The organism is Sphingomonas sp. ACRSK, assembly GCF_022346685.1.
GTDB lineage: Bacteria > Pseudomonadota > Alphaproteobacteria > Sphingomonadales > Sphingomonadaceae > Sphingomonas > Sphingomonas molluscorum.
The window spans coordinates 1-16264 of sequence record NZ_JAKRNR010000047.1; the positions used below are offsets into that span (position 1 = coordinate 1).

At 65.8% G+C, this 16264-nt stretch carries 15 protein-coding genes; 12 read left to right on the top strand and 3 right to left on the bottom strand.

Annotation, left to right across the window (positions count from 1 at the left end; genetic code table 11):
• Window positions 1-87 precede the first annotated feature (87 nt).
• Window positions 88-3495, bottom strand: a complete 3408-nt coding sequence (locus MHZ35_RS16575) for a strawberry notch-like NTP hydrolase domain-containing protein (RefSeq protein ID WP_446741069.1) — start codon at window positions 3493-3495, stop codon at window positions 88-90.
• 68 nt (window positions 3496-3563) lie between these two features.
• A complete protein-coding gene (locus MHZ35_RS16580) occupies window positions 3564-4448 on the bottom strand; it encodes a DUF7146 domain-containing protein (RefSeq protein WP_239436653.1) in 885 nt (294 codons plus the stop codon).
• A 128-nt stretch (window positions 4449-4576) separates the two neighbouring features.
• Here MHZ35_RS16580 and MHZ35_RS16585 point away from each other — a divergent pair, with 128 nt between their 5' ends.
• From MHZ35_RS16585 to MHZ35_RS16605, 5 genes are all read left to right on the top strand, one after another.
• The gene (locus MHZ35_RS16585; protein ID WP_239436654.1) at window positions 4577-5194 is read left to right on the top strand and encodes a lytic transglycosylase domain-containing protein; all 618 of its coding nucleotides are present in this window, start codon (window positions 4577-4579) and stop codon (window positions 5192-5194) included.
• A gap of 282 nt (window positions 5195-5476) precedes the next feature.
• Window positions 5477-6130 (top strand): S24 family peptidase, encoded by a 654-nt coding sequence (locus MHZ35_RS16590; protein ID WP_274616092.1) that lies wholly within the window; start codon window positions 5477-5479, stop codon window positions 6128-6130.
• 28 nt (window positions 6131-6158) lie between these two features.
• Window positions 6159-6557, top strand: coding sequence for an HIRAN domain-containing protein (locus MHZ35_RS16595; RefSeq protein ID WP_239436655.1), 399 nt, complete (start codon window positions 6159-6161; stop codon window positions 6555-6557).
• Window positions 6550-6813, top strand: coding sequence for a hypothetical protein (locus tag MHZ35_RS16600; RefSeq protein ID WP_239436656.1), 264 nt, complete (start codon window positions 6550-6552; stop codon window positions 6811-6813). Before MHZ35_RS16595 ends, MHZ35_RS16600 begins: the two co-directional genes overlap by 8 nt.
• A gap of 140 nt (window positions 6814-6953) precedes the next feature.
• Window positions 6954-7607: a recombinase family protein gene (locus MHZ35_RS16605; protein ID WP_239436657.1), complete on the top strand. Its 654-nt coding sequence runs from the start codon at window positions 6954-6956 to the stop codon at window positions 7605-7607.
• A 124-nt stretch (window positions 7608-7731) separates the two neighbouring features.
• Here MHZ35_RS16605 and MHZ35_RS16610 read toward each other — a convergent pair whose 3' ends face one another.
• Window positions 7732-8418, bottom strand: coding sequence for a TetR/AcrR family transcriptional regulator (locus tag MHZ35_RS16610; protein WP_125960902.1), 687 nt, complete (start codon window positions 8416-8418; stop codon window positions 7732-7734).
• Window positions 8419-8425: 7 nt separating this feature from the next.
• Between MHZ35_RS16610 and MHZ35_RS16615 the strand changes: the two genes are divergently transcribed.
• From MHZ35_RS16615 to MHZ35_RS16645, 7 genes are all read left to right on the top strand, one after another.
• The gene (locus MHZ35_RS16615; RefSeq protein ID WP_125960903.1) at window positions 8426-8842 is read left to right on the top strand and encodes an acyl-CoA thioesterase; all 417 of its coding nucleotides are present in this window, start codon (window positions 8426-8428) and stop codon (window positions 8840-8842) included.
• Window positions 8839-10335 carry a TolC family protein gene (locus MHZ35_RS16620; protein WP_239436659.1) on the top strand — a complete coding sequence of 499 codons (1497 nt, stop codon included), beginning with the start codon at window positions 8839-8841 and terminating at the stop codon, window positions 10333-10335. Before MHZ35_RS16615 ends, MHZ35_RS16620 begins: the two co-directional genes overlap by 4 nt.
• A 59-nt stretch (window positions 10336-10394) precedes the next feature.
• The gene (locus tag MHZ35_RS16625; protein ID WP_446741070.1) at window positions 10395-11336 is read left to right on the top strand and encodes an HlyD family secretion protein; all 942 of its coding nucleotides are present in this window, start codon (window positions 10395-10397) and stop codon (window positions 11334-11336) included.
• Window positions 11333-12466 (top strand): ABC transporter permease, encoded by a 1134-nt coding sequence (locus tag MHZ35_RS16630; protein WP_239436661.1) that lies wholly within the window; start codon window positions 11333-11335, stop codon window positions 12464-12466. The genes MHZ35_RS16625 and MHZ35_RS16630 overlap by 4 nt, the downstream gene beginning before the upstream one ends.
• Window positions 12463-13587 (top strand): ABC transporter permease, encoded by a 1125-nt coding sequence (locus tag MHZ35_RS16635; protein WP_239436662.1) that lies wholly within the window; start codon window positions 12463-12465, stop codon window positions 13585-13587. Before MHZ35_RS16630 ends, MHZ35_RS16635 begins: the two co-directional genes overlap by 4 nt.
• A gap of 407 nt (window positions 13588-13994) precedes the next feature.
• On the top strand, window positions 13995-14498 hold the full coding sequence (locus tag MHZ35_RS16640; RefSeq protein ID WP_239436663.1) for a hypothetical protein: 504 nt from the start codon (window positions 13995-13997) through the stop codon (window positions 14496-14498).
• The gene (locus MHZ35_RS16645; RefSeq protein ID WP_239436664.1) at window positions 14474-15766 is read left to right on the top strand and encodes a sensor histidine kinase; all 1293 of its coding nucleotides are present in this window, start codon (window positions 14474-14476) and stop codon (window positions 15764-15766) included. Before MHZ35_RS16640 ends, MHZ35_RS16645 begins: the two co-directional genes overlap by 25 nt.
• Window positions 15767-16264 lie beyond the last annotated feature (498 nt).

Sequence of the window (16264 nt, forward strand, 5' to 3'; positions counted from 1 at the left end):
GCGGGCGATTTTACATTGGAGGATCTGGGCTTCATCTTCGTTCCTTCGTCACTACGACGAAGCCCAGATCCTCCTTAAATCACAACCTCAAATCTGTGCCATTGGTGCTGACGGCGGACAGAGCGTACCCGCTTCGCGCGCCGCGGCGACCCGTGCCTCGACCAGCCCGAGATATTCCTCGAAGATGGCATTCTGGAGCGCGATCGAAAAGGCGAGGAGTCGGTTGAGCCAGCGCTGGATCGGCGGCAGGTCGTCGCGCAAGCCGCCGCCTTCGGCTTCTAGCGCGAGCCCGGATCGATCCTGGAAGTCCCCGCAGGTGATCGACCGGAGCTTGCCGGCGAACAGCAACCGGTACCAGCTCGTGAGGGCGTCCTTGGCATAGTCGCTTTCGAGGTTGTCGGCTGGGTTGAAGAGGTTCTGGCCGCCGGTCTGCCGTTGCCCCCGGGTCAGCGCGCCGAGCGCATCGAGCCGCCGCGCGATGGTCGAGATGAACCGACGTTCGCCGCGCACGTCGGTGGTGACCGGCCGGAACAAGGGGGCGGACGCCTGCGCGCTCCGATGCGTCCGCCCGAGCCCCTGAATGGCCGCATCGGCGCGCCAGCCTGGCTCGAGCAGATAGTGGACGCGCCGCGCCTGGTTCCTGGCCTTCAGGCACGCATGATAGCTCCGGCCGGTGCCGCCGGCATCGCTGAAGACGAGCAGCTTCTTGGTGCCGTCCATGAAGGCCTGCGCTTCAGCGAGGTTGCTGCGCGGCGATCGACGTTCGAGCCGCTGCTGGCCAGCGCGGTCGAGCACGAGCCGGCGGGTGCGGCCGGTCACCTCGGCGACACGGTCGGTGCCGAACCGCTCGAGAATGGCGTCGAGAGCGGTGGCGACCGGCGGCAGCGCACAGAGCTGCTCGACCATGCTGTCGCGTGCCTCGATCGCTGCCCGGCAGTGAACGGGATAGCCTCGGTCATCGACCATAGGCTCGGAGCGGACGTTGCCGTCAGGATCGGTGAAGACCCGCATCTGCCGGGTTGGGAAAGCGCGGACCAGATAGTCGACCACGTACTCGCGCGGAGAGAGGTCGATCTCGAGCGTCTCGCGTTCGGCTGGATCGAGGTCGGCGAGCCGGCGGTCGAGCATGGCTTCGGACGTCGAGACGAGCTGCACAACGACTGCATTCCCGTGCTCCAGATCGGTTGCGATCGCCGGCAGGAGGCTCGGCAGCTTGGCCGAGAGCAGCAGCTGGGCGAAGAAGCGCTGCTTGACGCTCTCGAAGCGGGAGAGCGCGGCCGACTTGGCATTGGCGTTGAGGGTCGAGCCCGACGCGCTGTCGACCACCCGGGTGGCTTCGAGCGCTGCGCTGAGATTGCGATGGATGATCGCCCAGGCCTCGGCGTAGGCGTCGTAGACGCGGATCTGCTCGGGGGTGAGCGCATGCTCGAGCAGATCATATTCGACGCCGGCGAAGGAAAGCGCCCGCGCGGTGTAGAGGCCGAGTGCCTTCAGGTCGCGCGCGACGAGTTCCATCGCCGCGATGCCGCCGGCGCGGACGCCGGTGATGAACGCCTCGCGGGTCGCGAACGCCGTTCCGGGCCCCCACAGGCCGAGCCGGCTGGCATAGCTCAGGTTGGCGACATCCGACGCACCGGTCGCCGAGACATAGAGGACGCGGGCGCGGGGCAGGCGGTTCTGGAGCCGCAGGCCTGCCAGGCCCTGTTCCGAGCCCTTTATGCGTCCGCGCGAACCCTCGCCGCCGGCGGCGTTGGCGAGCGCGTGCGCCTCGTCGAACGCGACCACGCCCTCGAAGCCTTCAGCTGCCCAGTCGAGGATCTGCTGGAGCCGGGTGACCTCTTCTCGTCCCGAGCGGAGCGTCGGATAGGTGACGAAGAGAATGCCTTGATCGAGCGTAATGGGCGTGCCGAGCTTCCACTGCGACAGCGGCTGCACGTCGAGGCTCATGCCGCCGAGCGCGCTCCAGTCGCGCCGCGCGTCCTCGAGCAGCGCCTCGTTCTTGCTGAGCCAGATGTGCCGCTTGCGCCCGCGTGCCCATTGATCGCGGATGATGCCGGCAATCTGCCGTCCCTTGCCCGCGCCGGTGCCGTCGCCGAGGAAGAAGCCCTGTCGGTAGACGGTCCCGTCCTCCGCTATCTTGAGTTCGGTGCCGGCCTCGTCCGCGACGAAGTGGCCGGGCAGGTCGCGCTCAAAGGCACCGCCGGCATAGACCAGCGTCTCGAGCTGCGCGGCTGAGAGCAGGGCTTGGCGCGAGATGCTGGACGGCAGGTGAGGCTGGTAGCTCGGCTTGGGGGCTGCGATCGACCCCATGGCGAGCGACTCGACGAGTGGGGTGGGATGTTCTGCGGCCCCGGGCAGTGTCAGGCGGCTCGGGCGCCATGCCATGTAGATGCCGGCCGGCTCGCCTTCTGGTGCGGGGTCATCGAGGGTCACCACCTCGATCGGTTGCTCACCGTCGGGCTCGACTGCGCCCGGCTGTGGGCGCGGCGTCGGAGTTTGTGACTGGCGGCGGAACAGAGACAGCCGTGTCCGAGGCGTGGGTGGCGTAGGATCGCTCGGATGCGCGCGAGCAGGCAGGTGTTGGACAGCATCCAGCAACGCTGGGAGGCCGGTCGTCTCCAGCTCGGCTGGGCCCTCATCAGCGGGCGGAAGCTTGTCGAGCACGAGCAGGCGGACGGCGATGCCGGTTCCGTGCTTCACGTACAGGCCGCGGGGCAGGACCGCGTCGAGACGGATGGTCGCCTCCGATCCAAGCCTCTGGCTGTCGAACCAGGTCGGCATGATCGCAACCGCACGTCCGCCGCATTTGAGGCGGCGGAGGCTGGCTTGGAGGTGCCGAGCGGCCGCATGCCGGTCGACCGGGCGGCCAATGGAGCGCGCAAAGGGAGGGTTGATCAGGAGAATGTCGGCTTGGACGTCTACCGGCAGCAGATCGTCGACGAGTTCACCATCGTGATCGCTGATCCGCGCCTGTGGAAAGGCCAGTTCGAGGCAGTGTCGGCGACGGGGATCGATCTCGTTCAGCACGAGGGTGGCCCCGAGCTTCGCCGCGGGCCAGACGAGCAATCCGGTGCCGGCGGAGGGTTCGAGCACGGTGTCGGACGGGCGGAGTTGTGCCGCCACGCTCATAATCCAGGAGATCGGGGCAGGCGTGGAGAATTGCTGGAATGCGAGCTGGTCTTCGGTGCGCACCGTCTGCGTCGGCAGCCGCCGGCCCAGATCGATCAGAGCTTCCAGCGCGGCCGAAGGGATGGAGATGTCCATGCCCGCACCGGCTGACCCCGCCCAGAGCACTTGCGCGAGTTCGAGCGCATCGTAGGCGTGGCGCATCGACCAGCCGCCATCGGCGGCGGAGCGGCCTGTCGTGGAGGCGAGCAGGTCCCGCAGCAGGCGCGCATCGATAACCTCGCCGGCCTGGAGAAAGTGCCGAAGGCGGAGGGCGACGAGGAGAACGGGATCGGCAGGAGCTTCAAGGCGAAGCGCGGCAGCAGTCATGGCAGATACTCCGGCCCGGCCGGCTCCAGCGCCGGCGTCGGGGCACGAAGTGTCCGATCTCCTCTCCTCTATCGGCCGATCGTCATCCTGCCCCGCGCGCGTGCGCGCAGAACATCGTTCCAATCCGCACCGGCCTCGGCCGGGTAGCGGGCTTCGATCCGCCGATCGGCGAAACGCTCGCGCGCCATCGCTTCGGCCTGGTGCCCGGCGGCATCATGGTCGAGGAACAGCACGATCTCGGCGACAGAGGCGGGGAGGGCGATCCGCTTGAAGCGCTCGGCCCCGAGCGTCGCCCAGCAGGGCACGCCAAAGAGCTGAGTGGCGGAGAGGGCGGTCTCGATACCTTCCGCGAGCCCAAGCCGGTCGCTGACGGGATGAAGGCGGACGAGACCGGTGCCGAGTGGCCCCAGCGCGGCACGTGCGGGCTGACGTAAGGAGAGGGTTCTTCCATCCGGGCTGAGGAATGTGCGGTGCACGGCAACGAGCCCGGTCTCGTCAATTACAGCCGCGATCATCGCCGGCAGAAACTGCGTGAGCGGCCGCCGCCCTTGTGGCGTCTGCGGGTGGAAGCGGAGTGCCGCAGTCCCGGCAAGACCGCGTCCCGTCAAGTATCGCGCTGCAAGACTATCACGGAGAGGACGCGCCTCGGACCAGAGCCGCTCCACCGCCGGTCGACGCGTGTCGATCGGCTCGCCTGCGGCAAAGGTTACCCGCGCGCCGCCTGGAAGGCGAAGCGCCGCGATGGCGTCGAGCACATCGCGTGTCTCGCAGCCGGCGAAGCAATGGAACAGCAGTCGTCTGCGCCCCGGGCGGACGCTGAGCGATGGCGTCGTGTCGGCATGCGCCGGACACCGGCACATGCCGCCCCGGGCTGTCCAGTGTCCGCCGAGTGCCTCGACGATGGCGCGGCCAATGTCGGCGCCGCTGGCGAGGTGGGGATCGTGAAAGGTCATAGGAGTCTCGCTGTCTGTGACGCGCCCCGCGCCGCCGCCTCCGCTCCCCTGGGCTTGGCGCTTTCCTACAGCATAATGTTCGCACTATGTTCCAATTCGAGGAAGAGGGAAATGCATGATGCGAGGCGATGATGATCCGAACCTTCTTTCCCGCCACGGCAGCGCTGCTGGCCTGGGCCTCACCCGCGCTTGCGCAGCAAGCCGACGCGGAGCCGAGTTCGATAGAGGCGGACGATGCTCCAGCTGCGGCTTTCGAGCTGATCGAGCACCGGGTCGCGGCAACACCACACGCGTCCTCGGCCGCGGCCGCTGATACCCCGGTCATGACCGTCGCTGCGGCAAGGCACGAGCGGCCTAAGGGACGCGAGCGGTTTCTCGCCTTCATCCGTGCCGCTGAGCTTCGCCACGCGCTGCCGAACGGTTTGCTCGATGCACTGATCGCGGTGGAATCAGCCTACCAGCCTGGCGTGGTCAGTCGCGCCGGGGCCATGGGTTTGGCGCAGCTGATGCCCGCGACGGCGCGGGCGCTGGGTGTCCTCGATCCATTCGACGCGCGCATGAACGTCGATGGTGGGGCTCGCTTCTTGAGAGCAATGCTCGACAAGTTCGGCTCGGTGACACTGGCCTTGGCCGCCTACAATGCCGGGCCGGCGGCGGTCATGCGGGCGCGTGGTATTCCCGCCAATAGCGAGACCCCGACCTACGTGCGCAAGGTCCTGTCAGCTTGGCGTCTGGGGAGCTTCTAAGATGCGCCATATCCTCGAGCGCCCCGGCTCACGCCCCGTTTTGCAGCAGCCAAGCATGGACATGCGCGTGAACGCGCCGACGTGGCCGGCGGCCGGCCCGGAGGTCGAAGACGAAGCGCGGATCGTGGACGACGAGGCGGCCGAACCGCGTGGGGCTAAGACCCATCCGTGTCAGGAAGATTTCGATCCTCGGCAGCAGATCCCCGTCCATGCGTCACGACTCGCTTTACTTCGTTCCTTTTATGTTCCATACCGCGCAACCGGTGCTGTAGGAAATCCCCTATGATGCTCGCCACGATCGAACACCCACGCGAAGCGCTCCAGCGGCTCATCGATGAGCGCAAGGAGGAGTATGCCGCGCTGTCGCGCATGCTTGGCCGCAACCCGGCCTACATTCAGCAGTTCATCAAGCGGGGGACGCCCAAGCGCCTCGACGAGAAGGATCGTCGTCTTCTCGCCAGTTACTTTGGCGTGAAGGAAACGGTCCTCGGTGGCCCCCAGGAATGGGAGAAGCCGACGCTGCAGCAGGTGCCGGTGCTCGACGTCTACGCATCCGCCGGCTACGGCGCCGCCGATTTTGGCGAGGCGCGCCGGACGTCGATCGGCTTTGATCCGCGCTGGCTGCGCGAGCGTACCAAGGGCTCGGCGGACGGTCTGTCGATCATCCAGGTGAAGGGCGACTCAATGGCGCCGACGCTCGCCGATGGCGACGACGTGCTGGTCGATCGCAAGGATGGCGTGAGCCGGTTGCGCGACGGAATCTACGTCCTGCGGCTCGATGACAGCCTGATGGTCAAGCGGCTGGCGCGGCAGCCCTCGGGACGCGGCATCTCGATCAAGAGCGACAACCCCGATTATCCGAGCTGGCAGGACATCAACCCCAGCCGCATCGACATCGTGGGGCGGGTGCTATGGTTCGGCCGGACGCTGAGCTGAGCGACCCCGCCCGATCACAGGTGCAAGCATGAAGCAATTGAGCCTGCACGTCGTCGGCGCGAACCATCCCAATGCGGACGGCGGCAACAGACGGTTTGAGATCCTGCTGTGCGTGCCCGGCGACCCGGTCGACTTGGTCCCTGAGCCTAAGAACCCGGCGGACCCGAACGCGATCGCGGTGTTCAGCAGCCGCAACGTCCAGATCGGCTATCTGACCGCCGATCGTGCTCCCTGGATTGGTGGCATGCTGCGCAACGGCCGCCCGATCGAGGTGATCTTCCAGGCTGCCACGCCAGCTGGCGCCGCCGTTCGCATCGCGTTCGACGGCGATCATCCCGTTCTGCCGCCGCCTCATGCGATTGGTGCCACACCGCCAGATCCGGCCACGGTCGAGCTCTGGCCAGACGAGATCTACCCTGATGGCTGACCCTGCTTCCCTCGCCGTTGAAGGCCAGCACAAGCTGGGGAACGGCGCTCCAACCGACCCGGCGGTACAACCTATCCTCGAGGAGGCGTGGGCGATCGCGATCGATCTCCGCCGGGATCTCGGCTTGTCCGAGGCAATTGGCTGGGCGGACGCCTATCTAGAAGAGGTACGGAAGAAGGAAAGCTCGACCGCCGCTGCGCGCTGGGTTGTCGTGATCAGTGCCCTGGCCGAGTTGGCTCAATCAAGCGTGCATTGATGAAGCTCAGCGGCATGGCTCGGCAGGTTCGGCTAGCTTGGCTAGGCTCGTCAGCATTGGCACGATCAGATCTGAGCTACCGTCCTACTCCGTAGCTCGTTCGGGTATACCCAAGTGCGCCGGGCGGGAGTAGGGAGCAGATGGCAGGCAGCGAGGTGAGGGCAGCGCGGGTGTACCTCCGTGTGAGCACGGACGAGCAGGACCTGACGCGGCAGGAGAGCATCGTGGCCGGCGCGGGGGCGGCCGGCTTCTACATCGCAGCGGTGTACCGGGAGAAGGCGTCGGGTGCGCGGCCCGACCGTCCGGAGCTGCTGCGAATGGTGGCGGATTTGCAGCCGGGCGAGGTCGTGGTGGCGGAGAAGATAGACCGCATCAGCCGCCTGCCGCTGCCGGAAGCGGAGCTGCTGGTTGAGACGATCCGCGGCCGGGGAGCTCGGCTGGCAGTGCCGGGCATCGTGGATCTCAGCGACTTAGTGGCCGACAGCGCGGGTGTCGCGCGCATTGTGCTGGAAGCGGTGCAGGACATGCTGCTGCGCGTGGCATTGCAGACGGCGCGCGACGATTACGAGACCAGGCGCGAGCGGCAACGCGAGGGGATTGAGATCGCCAGGCGGGCGGGGCGCTACACCGGCCGCAAGCCGGACCTCGCCCACCATCGCCGCATCGTGAGCCTACGCGAGGCCGGCATGAGCATCGCAAAGACGGCCGAACTTGCCGGGTGCAGCATTGCCCACGTCAAGCGGGTGACCGCCCTGCACCGCGCCAGGAAGGCTCTGGCGGTGCCGACCTCGTGAACGAGCCGAGCTTGTCCGCATCGCGCAACCTTCCTTGCTGATGGCCTTGCAATCATCGGTATGGGAAGAATTCCGATAGATCGGGAAGGCGACTAGGTCGGTTGCCATCGGTGGAAACGTGGGGCTACCCGCTGGACGAACCTTTCAACTCGATACCCCGGATCGCGCGCTGGGCGGCAAGATGACGGGCTACCCGTTCGCGGGTGTGGAATGGTTCGAGGTCAAGCGCTTGCAGAAGCTCTGCGCCGATCAGGGAGGCGCTCAGCGCCGGCGTAACGACGCTCTCGATGATGGTGGGCAACTCCGACTCGGTGAACGCCGAGCCTTCCTGCTGGTCGGCCGCGATCTCGCGGGAGAGACGTGCTAATCGCTCGAATAGTGGCCGCAGAAGCGGGCTGCCTGAGGCCGAGAGGAAACCGATAAGTCTGCCGACGCCGGTTTCCTCGAACACATCGAACACGAGATCGACCAGGGCCGCCTCATCGATCGTCCCGGCCTTCAGCGCACATGCACCGCTTCGAACGCCCGCCAGCAGCTGCTCGATCAGCACATCTGCCACGGCCGCCTGAAGGTTGGCAGCGGTGCCGAAGTGATGAGTAATGCTTCCGTGCGTCATGCCAAGCGCTGCGGCTACAGCCTGGAGCGTGATGGCGGCAGGTCCATCCTCAACAAGGATCTTCCGGGCTGCGGCGATCGCCTCGGCACGAAGCTCGTACGGTTGCCGCCGCCTACGTCGCTGGGAGGCCGCCACTATTGTCATTGATGACAATATGTGCGAGGGTTCGATCCTTGTCAACGATGCCCAGGACATGGATTAGATGCCCGACGGCAGCAACGGCCATATCTGCACGTTTAAGGTGGACGCCTCGGACATCGACCACATGGGGTACGTGAACAATACGGTCTATCTGCGGTGGATCCAGAGCGCGGTGACGTCCTTCTGGAGGCAGAGCGCTCCTGGCGACGTGGTGCACTCGGTCGCATGGATCGCCCTGAAGCGCGAGATCAGCTATCGTCGCCCTGCCTTTCTCGAGGAGCGTATCGACGTCCAGATGCTCCTGGAACGCGTCTTCGGCGCAAAGGCGTTCTTCGATGCCACGATACGACGTGGCGAGATCGTGCTGGCCGAGGTCAGGAGCGTGTGGTGCCGCGTCGATGTCACCTCGCTTCGGCCGGTTCGGCTCGCTCGGAGCGTGCGCAATCTATTCTTGAGCGGATCGGAGGCGACCGCATGATGCGTCGCCTCGCATGGCAAAGTGCCCCGATCGCCGCTCTGCTTTGCGCCGCGACGGCGCATGGTCAGAACCGAGGCGAGCAGGCCCCGCAGACGCTGAGCTTCGATGCGGCCCTGGCGCGGATCGATGACGCCTCGCCTGGGCTTTCGGGTGAGGACCACGCCGTCCGGGCAAGCGAGTTGATTGCCGGCGCCACCCGCAGCTTGAACCGTCCGGTGATCACCATGTCGGCAAGTGTCATCGAGTACCAGAAGACCCTGTCGCTCGACCTGACCGGGCCGAAGGACAATGCCGCAGCCGCCGCGACGGACTTCCTGTCGCAATTGCCCGGCCAGTTCCCCGCGGGCTTGCAGCAGGTGGTCGGAGAGGTAAGCCAGCGCGTCGGTGCCGCCCTGCCGACGATCTTCGGCGCGATCCCGGACACGCTCCAGTATCAGACACGCGACACCGTCTTCCGGCCGGCGATCACTGCTGCCGTGCCGCTCTACACGGGCGGTGCGATCCCGGCGATCCAGGCGGGTGCGGACGGCGCGGTCGAGGTGGCCCGCGCCAAGCAGGCGGGTGGTCGCGATCTGTCTCGTGTCGGGTTGGTCCGCACCTATTTCGGGCGGCAAGTGGCCGCCCAGCTGACCCGGTCGACGCGCGAGACGCTCGCAGGGTTCGATCGGCATCTGTCGGATGCCGTGAAGCTCGAGCAGAACGGGGTCATTCCCCGTGCGCGTGTCCTCCAGGTCCAGGTCGCCCGCGACGCCGCCGAACGCGCCTTCATTCGCGCGCAGCTCGAGGAAGCGACTGCTGCCGACGCACTGTCGCGGTTGCTGGACCGCCCCGCCGGCGTCAGCGCCTCGACGCCGCTGTTCGTCAATTCGCAGCCGCTGCCCCCTGTTAGCACATTCCTGGAGGGCATAGATGCGACGCCCCGGGCCCGCGGCGCCGACGCAGCGCGCGACATCGCTCGCGCGGGCGTAGGCCTGGCAAGATCGCGCTACCGCCCGCAAGCCTTCGCGTTCGGCAGCTACAACGCCAATCGCGACAATGCCCTGCCCACGGAACCGGACTGGGTTGCAGGGGTCACCCTGCGCTACACCCTGCTGTCCAACTTCGACCGCAGGAAGTCGCTCGACGCGGCGCGTGAACAGGAGCGAGCGGCGGCAGATGCGGCAGCCCAGGCGCGCAAGGATGTCGCAGGCGAGATCGTCCGGGCGTGGAACCTGGTCGAGACGGCTCGCCGAGCTTTTCTGCTGCTCGACAGCAATCTGACAGCAGCGCGGGAGAACCTCAGGGTTCAGCGCATCTCCTTCAGAGAGGGCGAGACGCCATCGTCGTCGTTGGTGGATGCCGAGGCCACGCTTGCAACCACGCAGACCCAGCGGATCGCGGCAGCCTATGAATATGATCTGGCACTCGCCGGGTTGCTCGCGGCCAGTCACCGCGTTGACGACTTCACCACCTATCTGGCCGGTGCCGATAGACGTCTGGGGGATGATAAGTGAGCGAGGAATCAGCCGCCCGGACGAAGCGACGTGGCCGGTCGATCGCGATCCTCGTCGCCATGGTCGTCTTCGCAGTCGTCGTGGTGGGCCTCTGGCTGGCGAGCCGTCCGGCACCTGAGCAGCTGCAGGGCATGGTCGATGCGGACGAGGTCAATGTCGGCACCAAGGCGCTGGCGCGCGTCGAGCGGCTGATTGCGGAGGAAGGCCAGCGCGTGCAAGCGGGCACGCTGCTTGCCACCCTGTCCAGCCCGGAGATCGCCGGCAGCCAGGCGCAGGCGCAGGGCGCTCTCGACGCCGCGCGCGCGGTCGCGTCTGAAACCAATGAGGGCGCGCGGACCGAGGATGTCGCGACGCTGCGTTCGACATGGCAGGCCGCTCAGGCGGCAGCGGATCTTGCTGCCGTCACGAGCCGTCGCACCGCCAACCTTTACGCCGAAGGCGTGGTCGCTGCCCAACGCCGGGACGAGGCGGCTGCGGCGCGAGACAGCAGCGCGCGCAATGCCGAAGCGGCTCGCCAACAGTACCTGAAGGCGTTGGCAGGCGCGCGTCCGCAAAACAAGCAGGCCGTCAACGCCCAGGTCCGGATCGCCGAGGCCGGGCTGCGAACCGCCACGGCACTCGGGCAGGAAACGCGGCTGGTCTCACCGATCTCCGGCGAGGTGGCGCGCAAGCTCGTCCAGCCCGGCGAGGTCGTCAGTCCTGTCATCCCGGCCTATCAGGTCATCGACATCGATCACCCGTGGATCGCGATGAACCTGCGGGAGGATCACTATCGCGGCCTCAGTGTCGGCACGATACTGCACGGCCATGTTCCGGCGCTGGGGCGCAATGCCGACTTCAAGGTCTACCTCATCGCGCCAAGAGGGGATTTCGCGACCTGGCGCGCGACGCGCGAGGCATCAGGCTATGACGTGCGCACCTTCGAGGTCCGGCTGCATCCGGTTACGCCGATTGCAAAGTTGCGCCCGGGAATGAGCGTCCTGTTCGACTGGCCGCAATGAACGCGTTCCGGCAGGCTCTCACGCTTGAGCTGCGTCATCTTCGTCACGAATACTGGGACCTGGCGGGGCTGACTCTGGTGCCCGGCATCCTGATCTTCATCGTCGCCGCCACCTTCTGGCAGGGGCCGATGCGTCAGCTGCCGCTGGCCGTTGTGGATAGTGACGGCAGCACCGCTAGCCGGGCCATCATCCGCGCGCTCGACGCATCACCGCTCGTTCATCTCACGGGGCTCTATCCGGGCGAGGTCGAGGCCGTTCGTGCGGTCCGCGCGGGCAACGTCATAGGCTTCGTGCATGTTCCCGCTGGCCTTGGCGAGAGCGTCGCGCGTCATCGCGAACCGGTCGTCCGCATCCTCTACAACGGCAGCTTCCTGAGCGCCGGTGGGCAGGTGTCCCGTGCAGCCGCCGAAGCAATCCGCGAAGCCATCCCTGAGATTGCCGCGAACCAGCTCATGAACCATGCCGTGCCGGCCAGCCGTGTCCGTCGGCTCGCCGTTGAGGCGACGCCGCTCGGCAACACGCCGGCCAGCTTCGAATGGTTCCTGGGCCTGCTGATCTTTCCGGCGGTTCTTCACCTCGTGGCCGCCTGCGTCTGTGCGATGGCAATCGGCCGCGAGTTGCGGGAAGGGTCACTGTCCGACTGGGCATCGGCCAGCGGCAGGGTTGCGCCGGCGCTCGTGGGCAAGATGCTGCCCTATGTCGCTGCCATCAGCCTGTGGGGCATCGTCTGGCTTCTTTATCTCACTCTGGCGCGCGGATGGCGCATCGAGGGGAGCCTGCCGCTGATCGCATTAGGGCAGACGCTGTTCTACGCGGCGACCGCAGCAATTGCGGCCCTGCTCGTCGCGGTGACACGCGAAACCGCGACCGCTCTGTCGGCGAGCGCCGTCTATGCCGGTTCGGCGCTTGCCTATTCAGGCGCGACGTTACCGCTGAACGGCGCCAACGCCTTTGCCCACATCTGGAGCAACGTGCTGCCGCTGACCCACTACATCGCTCTCCAGATGGGTGAGGTCAGTGGCCAGTCAGTTGCGGCAATGGTCGCTCCGGCCATGACGTTGGCAGCCTACGTCGTCATCGCCTGGGGCGGATCCGTAGCTCTGATCATGGCGAGGTCGCGCCGAGCATGAGCTTCGATTCCGCCTTCCTCACGACGTGGCGCACCATCCTGACATCGCGCGCGCTGCTCAGCACGACGCTGCTCGCCGTCGTCCTCTACGCATTCTACTATCCTGCGCCCTACGCGCACGAAGCTGCCCAGAAGCTGCCTGTCGTCGTGGTTGACCAGGATGACAGCGCTCTCAGTAGAGCGATGATCGTCGACCTGGACGCGACGCGCGCCATCCGGGTTGCCGAGGTCGTCCCGAACGTGACCACGGCTAGGCAGATCATGCGAACCGGCAAGGCTGACGGGATCATCCTCATTTCCGATAATCTGGAGCGTCAGCTTCGCACCGGAACACCCGGCGCCGGCGTGGCCGTGTGGGTCAATGCAACCTACCTCCTGCGCGCCAGCACCATCGGTGAGGCAGTGACGGCTGTCATCCAGAACATCGCCACGTCACGGCTGATCTCCGGGAACCAACTCAGTCGCAGCGGGCTGCCCGTCGCGGTCACCACCGAACCGTTGTTCAACCGGACAGGTGGTTACAAGGGCTATGTCTTTCCGGCGGTGGCGGTGATCATCGTGCAACAGACGCTGCTCTTCGGCGCCGCTACCTTCATGGGCGGACGACGCCGCTCGGGCGCATGGCGGATGGGTGTCGCGGAGTTCTGGGGAACGCTGGCGGCGTTCACGTCGGTGGGCATCCTGGGATGCTATTTCCTGTTCGGGTTCATCTTCTGGCTCCAGGCTGTGCCCGTCGATGGCAACATTGCCGGCATGATGGTGATGGTCCCTCTCTTCGCCACGGCGGTTGCTGCCCTGGGGCTGCTCGTCGGTAGCGTGTTCGATTGCGCCGAACGGGCGACCTACATCCTGGCACCGACCTCGGTGCCGTTCTTCTTCCTTACCGGGACCGCCTATCCGCTCGATCAGATGCCGCGCTTCATCGCCGCTCTCTCTCACTTGATCCCGTCCACCGCCGGCGTCCACACGTTCGTCCCGTTGAACCAGATGCATGCGAGCCTGGGCGAGGTCACGATCCCGGCCCTGACCCTTGCAAGCCTCGCCATTGGCTATGCCATGCTAGCGTATTCACGCCTCGTCGGCTTCGGCGCGAGGGTCGGGACGTCTGGCGCCAATGCTTGACGGGAGGACATGATGGCCGATCGACCGCTGCGGCCAGCGTCTCCACAGTTCTTCATGACTACGGCGGCGCGCGGCTACCATATCCGGGCAGCCACTGCTCGTGTCGAGAGCACTGGAAAGCCAAGGGCCGCATCTCGGCCTGGGGAACCTCAGATAGAGGGCGCTGACGGCCTACCTGTCGGCTCTCAACTACAAAACGATAGATGTGATGCAGCGGCCAGCACGATGTTGGATTGTTGGAACCGCTCTCCCGTTCCACAACCCCCGAACGGTACAGTCGGCGCGAGAGAAGTCTTTCAACAGGTTCCGGGCGGTTATGACACCAATTTGGTCCGTCCCGACAGAAAACTGTCAGTATTATGAAGCTTGAAGGATCGGCGCGGGCCTTGTCCAGGCTTTGGAGGCAGATGATACGGATGCGCCCTGGCAGCTTCTTCGACCGGATCGTTGTCTGGTCATTCAATCGCCCGCTTCGGGCCCCGGCTCAATACCTGCTCGCCGCTGTGGCGATCATCGGTGTTGGCGTGGCACGCATCCTGTTCGTACCCGACACGCTGCCGTGGTTCCCATTTATTCCGGCGACGATTGCTATTGCCCTGATCCTCGGCAAGTGTCCGGGATCGTTCGCGGCTATTCTGTCGGCGACTACCGGCCTCGTCTCACTAGGATCCGTAACGGACTCGACCTGGGTGCCTCGCCAGCAGTGGGTTGCCGCCTCATTATTCCTGGTCGTTATGATCGGGCTCGTCATGCTGACGGCCGAGTTGCGCGACTCCCTGCGCCGGGGACATCGACTTAACGAGGAGTTGGTCGAGCGCGAGCGGCAAGCTGTGAGCGGGAAAGCTTCCTGTCGGGCGTGCTGGCCAGTTCTACCGATTGCATCACGGTGCTTGACCCTGACGGGTGCTTGACCTTCATGAGCCAAGGCGGCCAGCGCGTTATGGAGGTGAGCGACTTCAACGCCATCGCCGGCTGTCGCTGGACGGATTTCTGGCACGATGCCGACAACGCGGACGCGGTCGCCGCGATCGAGGCAGCGCGCCGCGGCGAGACACGCAGCTTCATCGGCCGGTCCGGCACCCTGAAGGGCACGATGAGGTGGTGGCACGTCGCGGTTAGCCCTATCCCCGGCCCCAACGGACTTCCAGACCGCATCCTCGCAGTCTCGCGCGATATTACCGACGCGCGAGAAAGCGAGGAGGAGCGTGACCGCTTCGTGCGGCTGGCCGAGAACAGTCCTGATTTCGTCGGTATGGCGCACGTGGATGGAAGCGTGTTCTACATCAACGACGCAGGACGTCGGCTTGTCGGATTGGAAGATGCTGACATAACCCGGCTCGCCATTTCCGACCTCGTCCCACCCGACCAGGTTGAGACTGTCACGAGCGAAGCGCTGCCGGCGGTCGCCTGCGACGGCCATTGGGCGGGAGAACTGTGCTTCCGTCATTTCGAGACGGGCGAACTGATTCCAGTCCTCTACTCGGTTTTCCCGCTCCTTGGCGCGAAAGGCGAGCTGAGCGGCTACGGCACTGTAACGCACGACTATCGCCAAATGAAGCGGAACGAGAATGACCTTCGCTTCCTGAACGGCGAACTGGCACACCGCCTCAAGAACGTGCTGGCCGTTGTTCAATCGATCGCTCAGCAAACGCTCCGCAACTCACCCGATACTGCAGTCGCTTCGGCTAGGCTCGGGGCGCGGCTGGTAGCGCTCGGCTCTGCCACGGACGTGCTCACCAGCGCCTCGTGGCGATCGGCCGACCTGCGCGAGTTGGCGACGCGCGCACTCGCACCCCACGGCGCGATTGGCGAGCGCATCCTGATCGATGGCCCGCCCGTCATGCTCAAGCCGGAGGTCACGGTGGCGTTCGCACTGGCGCTGCACGAATTGGCGACGAACGCCGTCAAATACGGTGCACTTTCCAACGGTGACGGCACCGTGACGCTCTCCTGGAAGGTCGATGGCGCTGGCAGCGATGCCGGCTTTGATCTTGTCTGGCGGGAGCAGGGCGGTCCGCCCGTATCGCTACCTGAGCGGAAGGGCTTTGGCTCGGTGCTGATCGAACGCTCACTTCGCTCATATTTCCGCGGCAAGGCCGCGACCGACTTCCGTCCGGACGGTTTGGTGTTCGAGCTTCAAGCGCGGCTCGGAGATGCCGCTATCGTGACCGGAGATTGAATGGGCCAAGGCACATTGGTCGGCAGCAAGATAATCCTGATCGTAGAGGACGAGGCGCGGGTCTGCTTTGGTCTTGTGGATGCTTCGCGGAGGCCGGCTGGCGCGTGTTCGACGCCGACGATGGCGAAAAGGCTCTCGCCGTTCTGCCAAAATCGATGGATGGCCGGTTCACTATGTGCGCGGCCGTTTCTCTCCGACCGTCTTGTTCGAGTGTCGAGCAATGTGGCTATGCGCCGTAAAGAAATGCCGAAGCATGCCATTCTCCTATCAAAGCCACTCGACCAACACCAGTTTACTGCACCGGCTAGTAAGACCGACGTCTCGACCATGTAGTGCCCTGATCCGCTGTATCGTTCTGACGTGACCCCAGTCTTTCATCCAGCTGCGACCAGAGACCGACCGGTGTTGTTGCGCATGAGCGCAGGTGAAGCAACGGGCGGGGTTAACCCCGCCCGTTGCTGTTCAAGCCCGGCAGCGAATGCGGCCGGGGTAGCAGCG

Coding starts and splice junctions, on each gene's coding strand:
- MHZ35_RS16600 (WP_239436656.1), top strand. CDS start 6,550: ATGGCTGACCCTGCTTCCCTCGCCGTTGAAGGCCAGCACAAGCTGGGG.
- MHZ35_RS16585 (WP_239436654.1), top strand. CDS start 4,577: ATGATGATCCGAACCTTCTTTCCCGCCACGGCAGCGCTGCTGGCCTGG.
- MHZ35_RS16610 (WP_125960902.1), bottom strand. CDS start 8,418: ATGTCCTGGGCATCGTTGACAAGGATCGAACCCTCGCACATATTGTCA.
- MHZ35_RS16625 (WP_446741070.1), top strand. CDS start 10,395: ATGGTCGTCTTCGCAGTCGTCGTGGTGGGCCTCTGGCTGGCGAGCCGT.
- MHZ35_RS16580 (WP_239436653.1), bottom strand. CDS start 4,448: ATGACCTTTCACGATCCCCACCTCGCCAGCGGCGCCGACATTGGCCGC.
- MHZ35_RS16575 (WP_446741069.1), bottom strand. CDS start 3,495: ATGACTGCTGCCGCGCTTCGCCTTGAAGCTCCTGCCGATCCCGTTCTC.
- MHZ35_RS16620 (WP_239436659.1), top strand. CDS start 8,839: ATGATGCGTCGCCTCGCATGGCAAAGTGCCCCGATCGCCGCTCTGCTT.
- MHZ35_RS16640 (WP_239436663.1), top strand. CDS start 13,995: ATGATACGGATGCGCCCTGGCAGCTTCTTCGACCGGATCGTTGTCTGG.
- MHZ35_RS16615 (WP_125960903.1), top strand. CDS start 8,426: ATGCCCGACGGCAGCAACGGCCATATCTGCACGTTTAAGGTGGACGCC.
- MHZ35_RS16595 (WP_239436655.1), top strand. CDS start 6,159: ATGAAGCAATTGAGCCTGCACGTCGTCGGCGCGAACCATCCCAATGCG.
- MHZ35_RS16605 (WP_239436657.1), top strand. CDS start 6,954: ATGGCAGGCAGCGAGGTGAGGGCAGCGCGGGTGTACCTCCGTGTGAGC.
- MHZ35_RS16635 (WP_239436662.1), top strand. CDS start 12,463: ATGAGCTTCGATTCCGCCTTCCTCACGACGTGGCGCACCATCCTGACA.
- MHZ35_RS16630 (WP_239436661.1), top strand. CDS start 11,333: ATGAACGCGTTCCGGCAGGCTCTCACGCTTGAGCTGCGTCATCTTCGT.
- MHZ35_RS16590 (WP_274616092.1), top strand. CDS start 5,477: ATGATGCTCGCCACGATCGAACACCCACGCGAAGCGCTCCAGCGGCTC.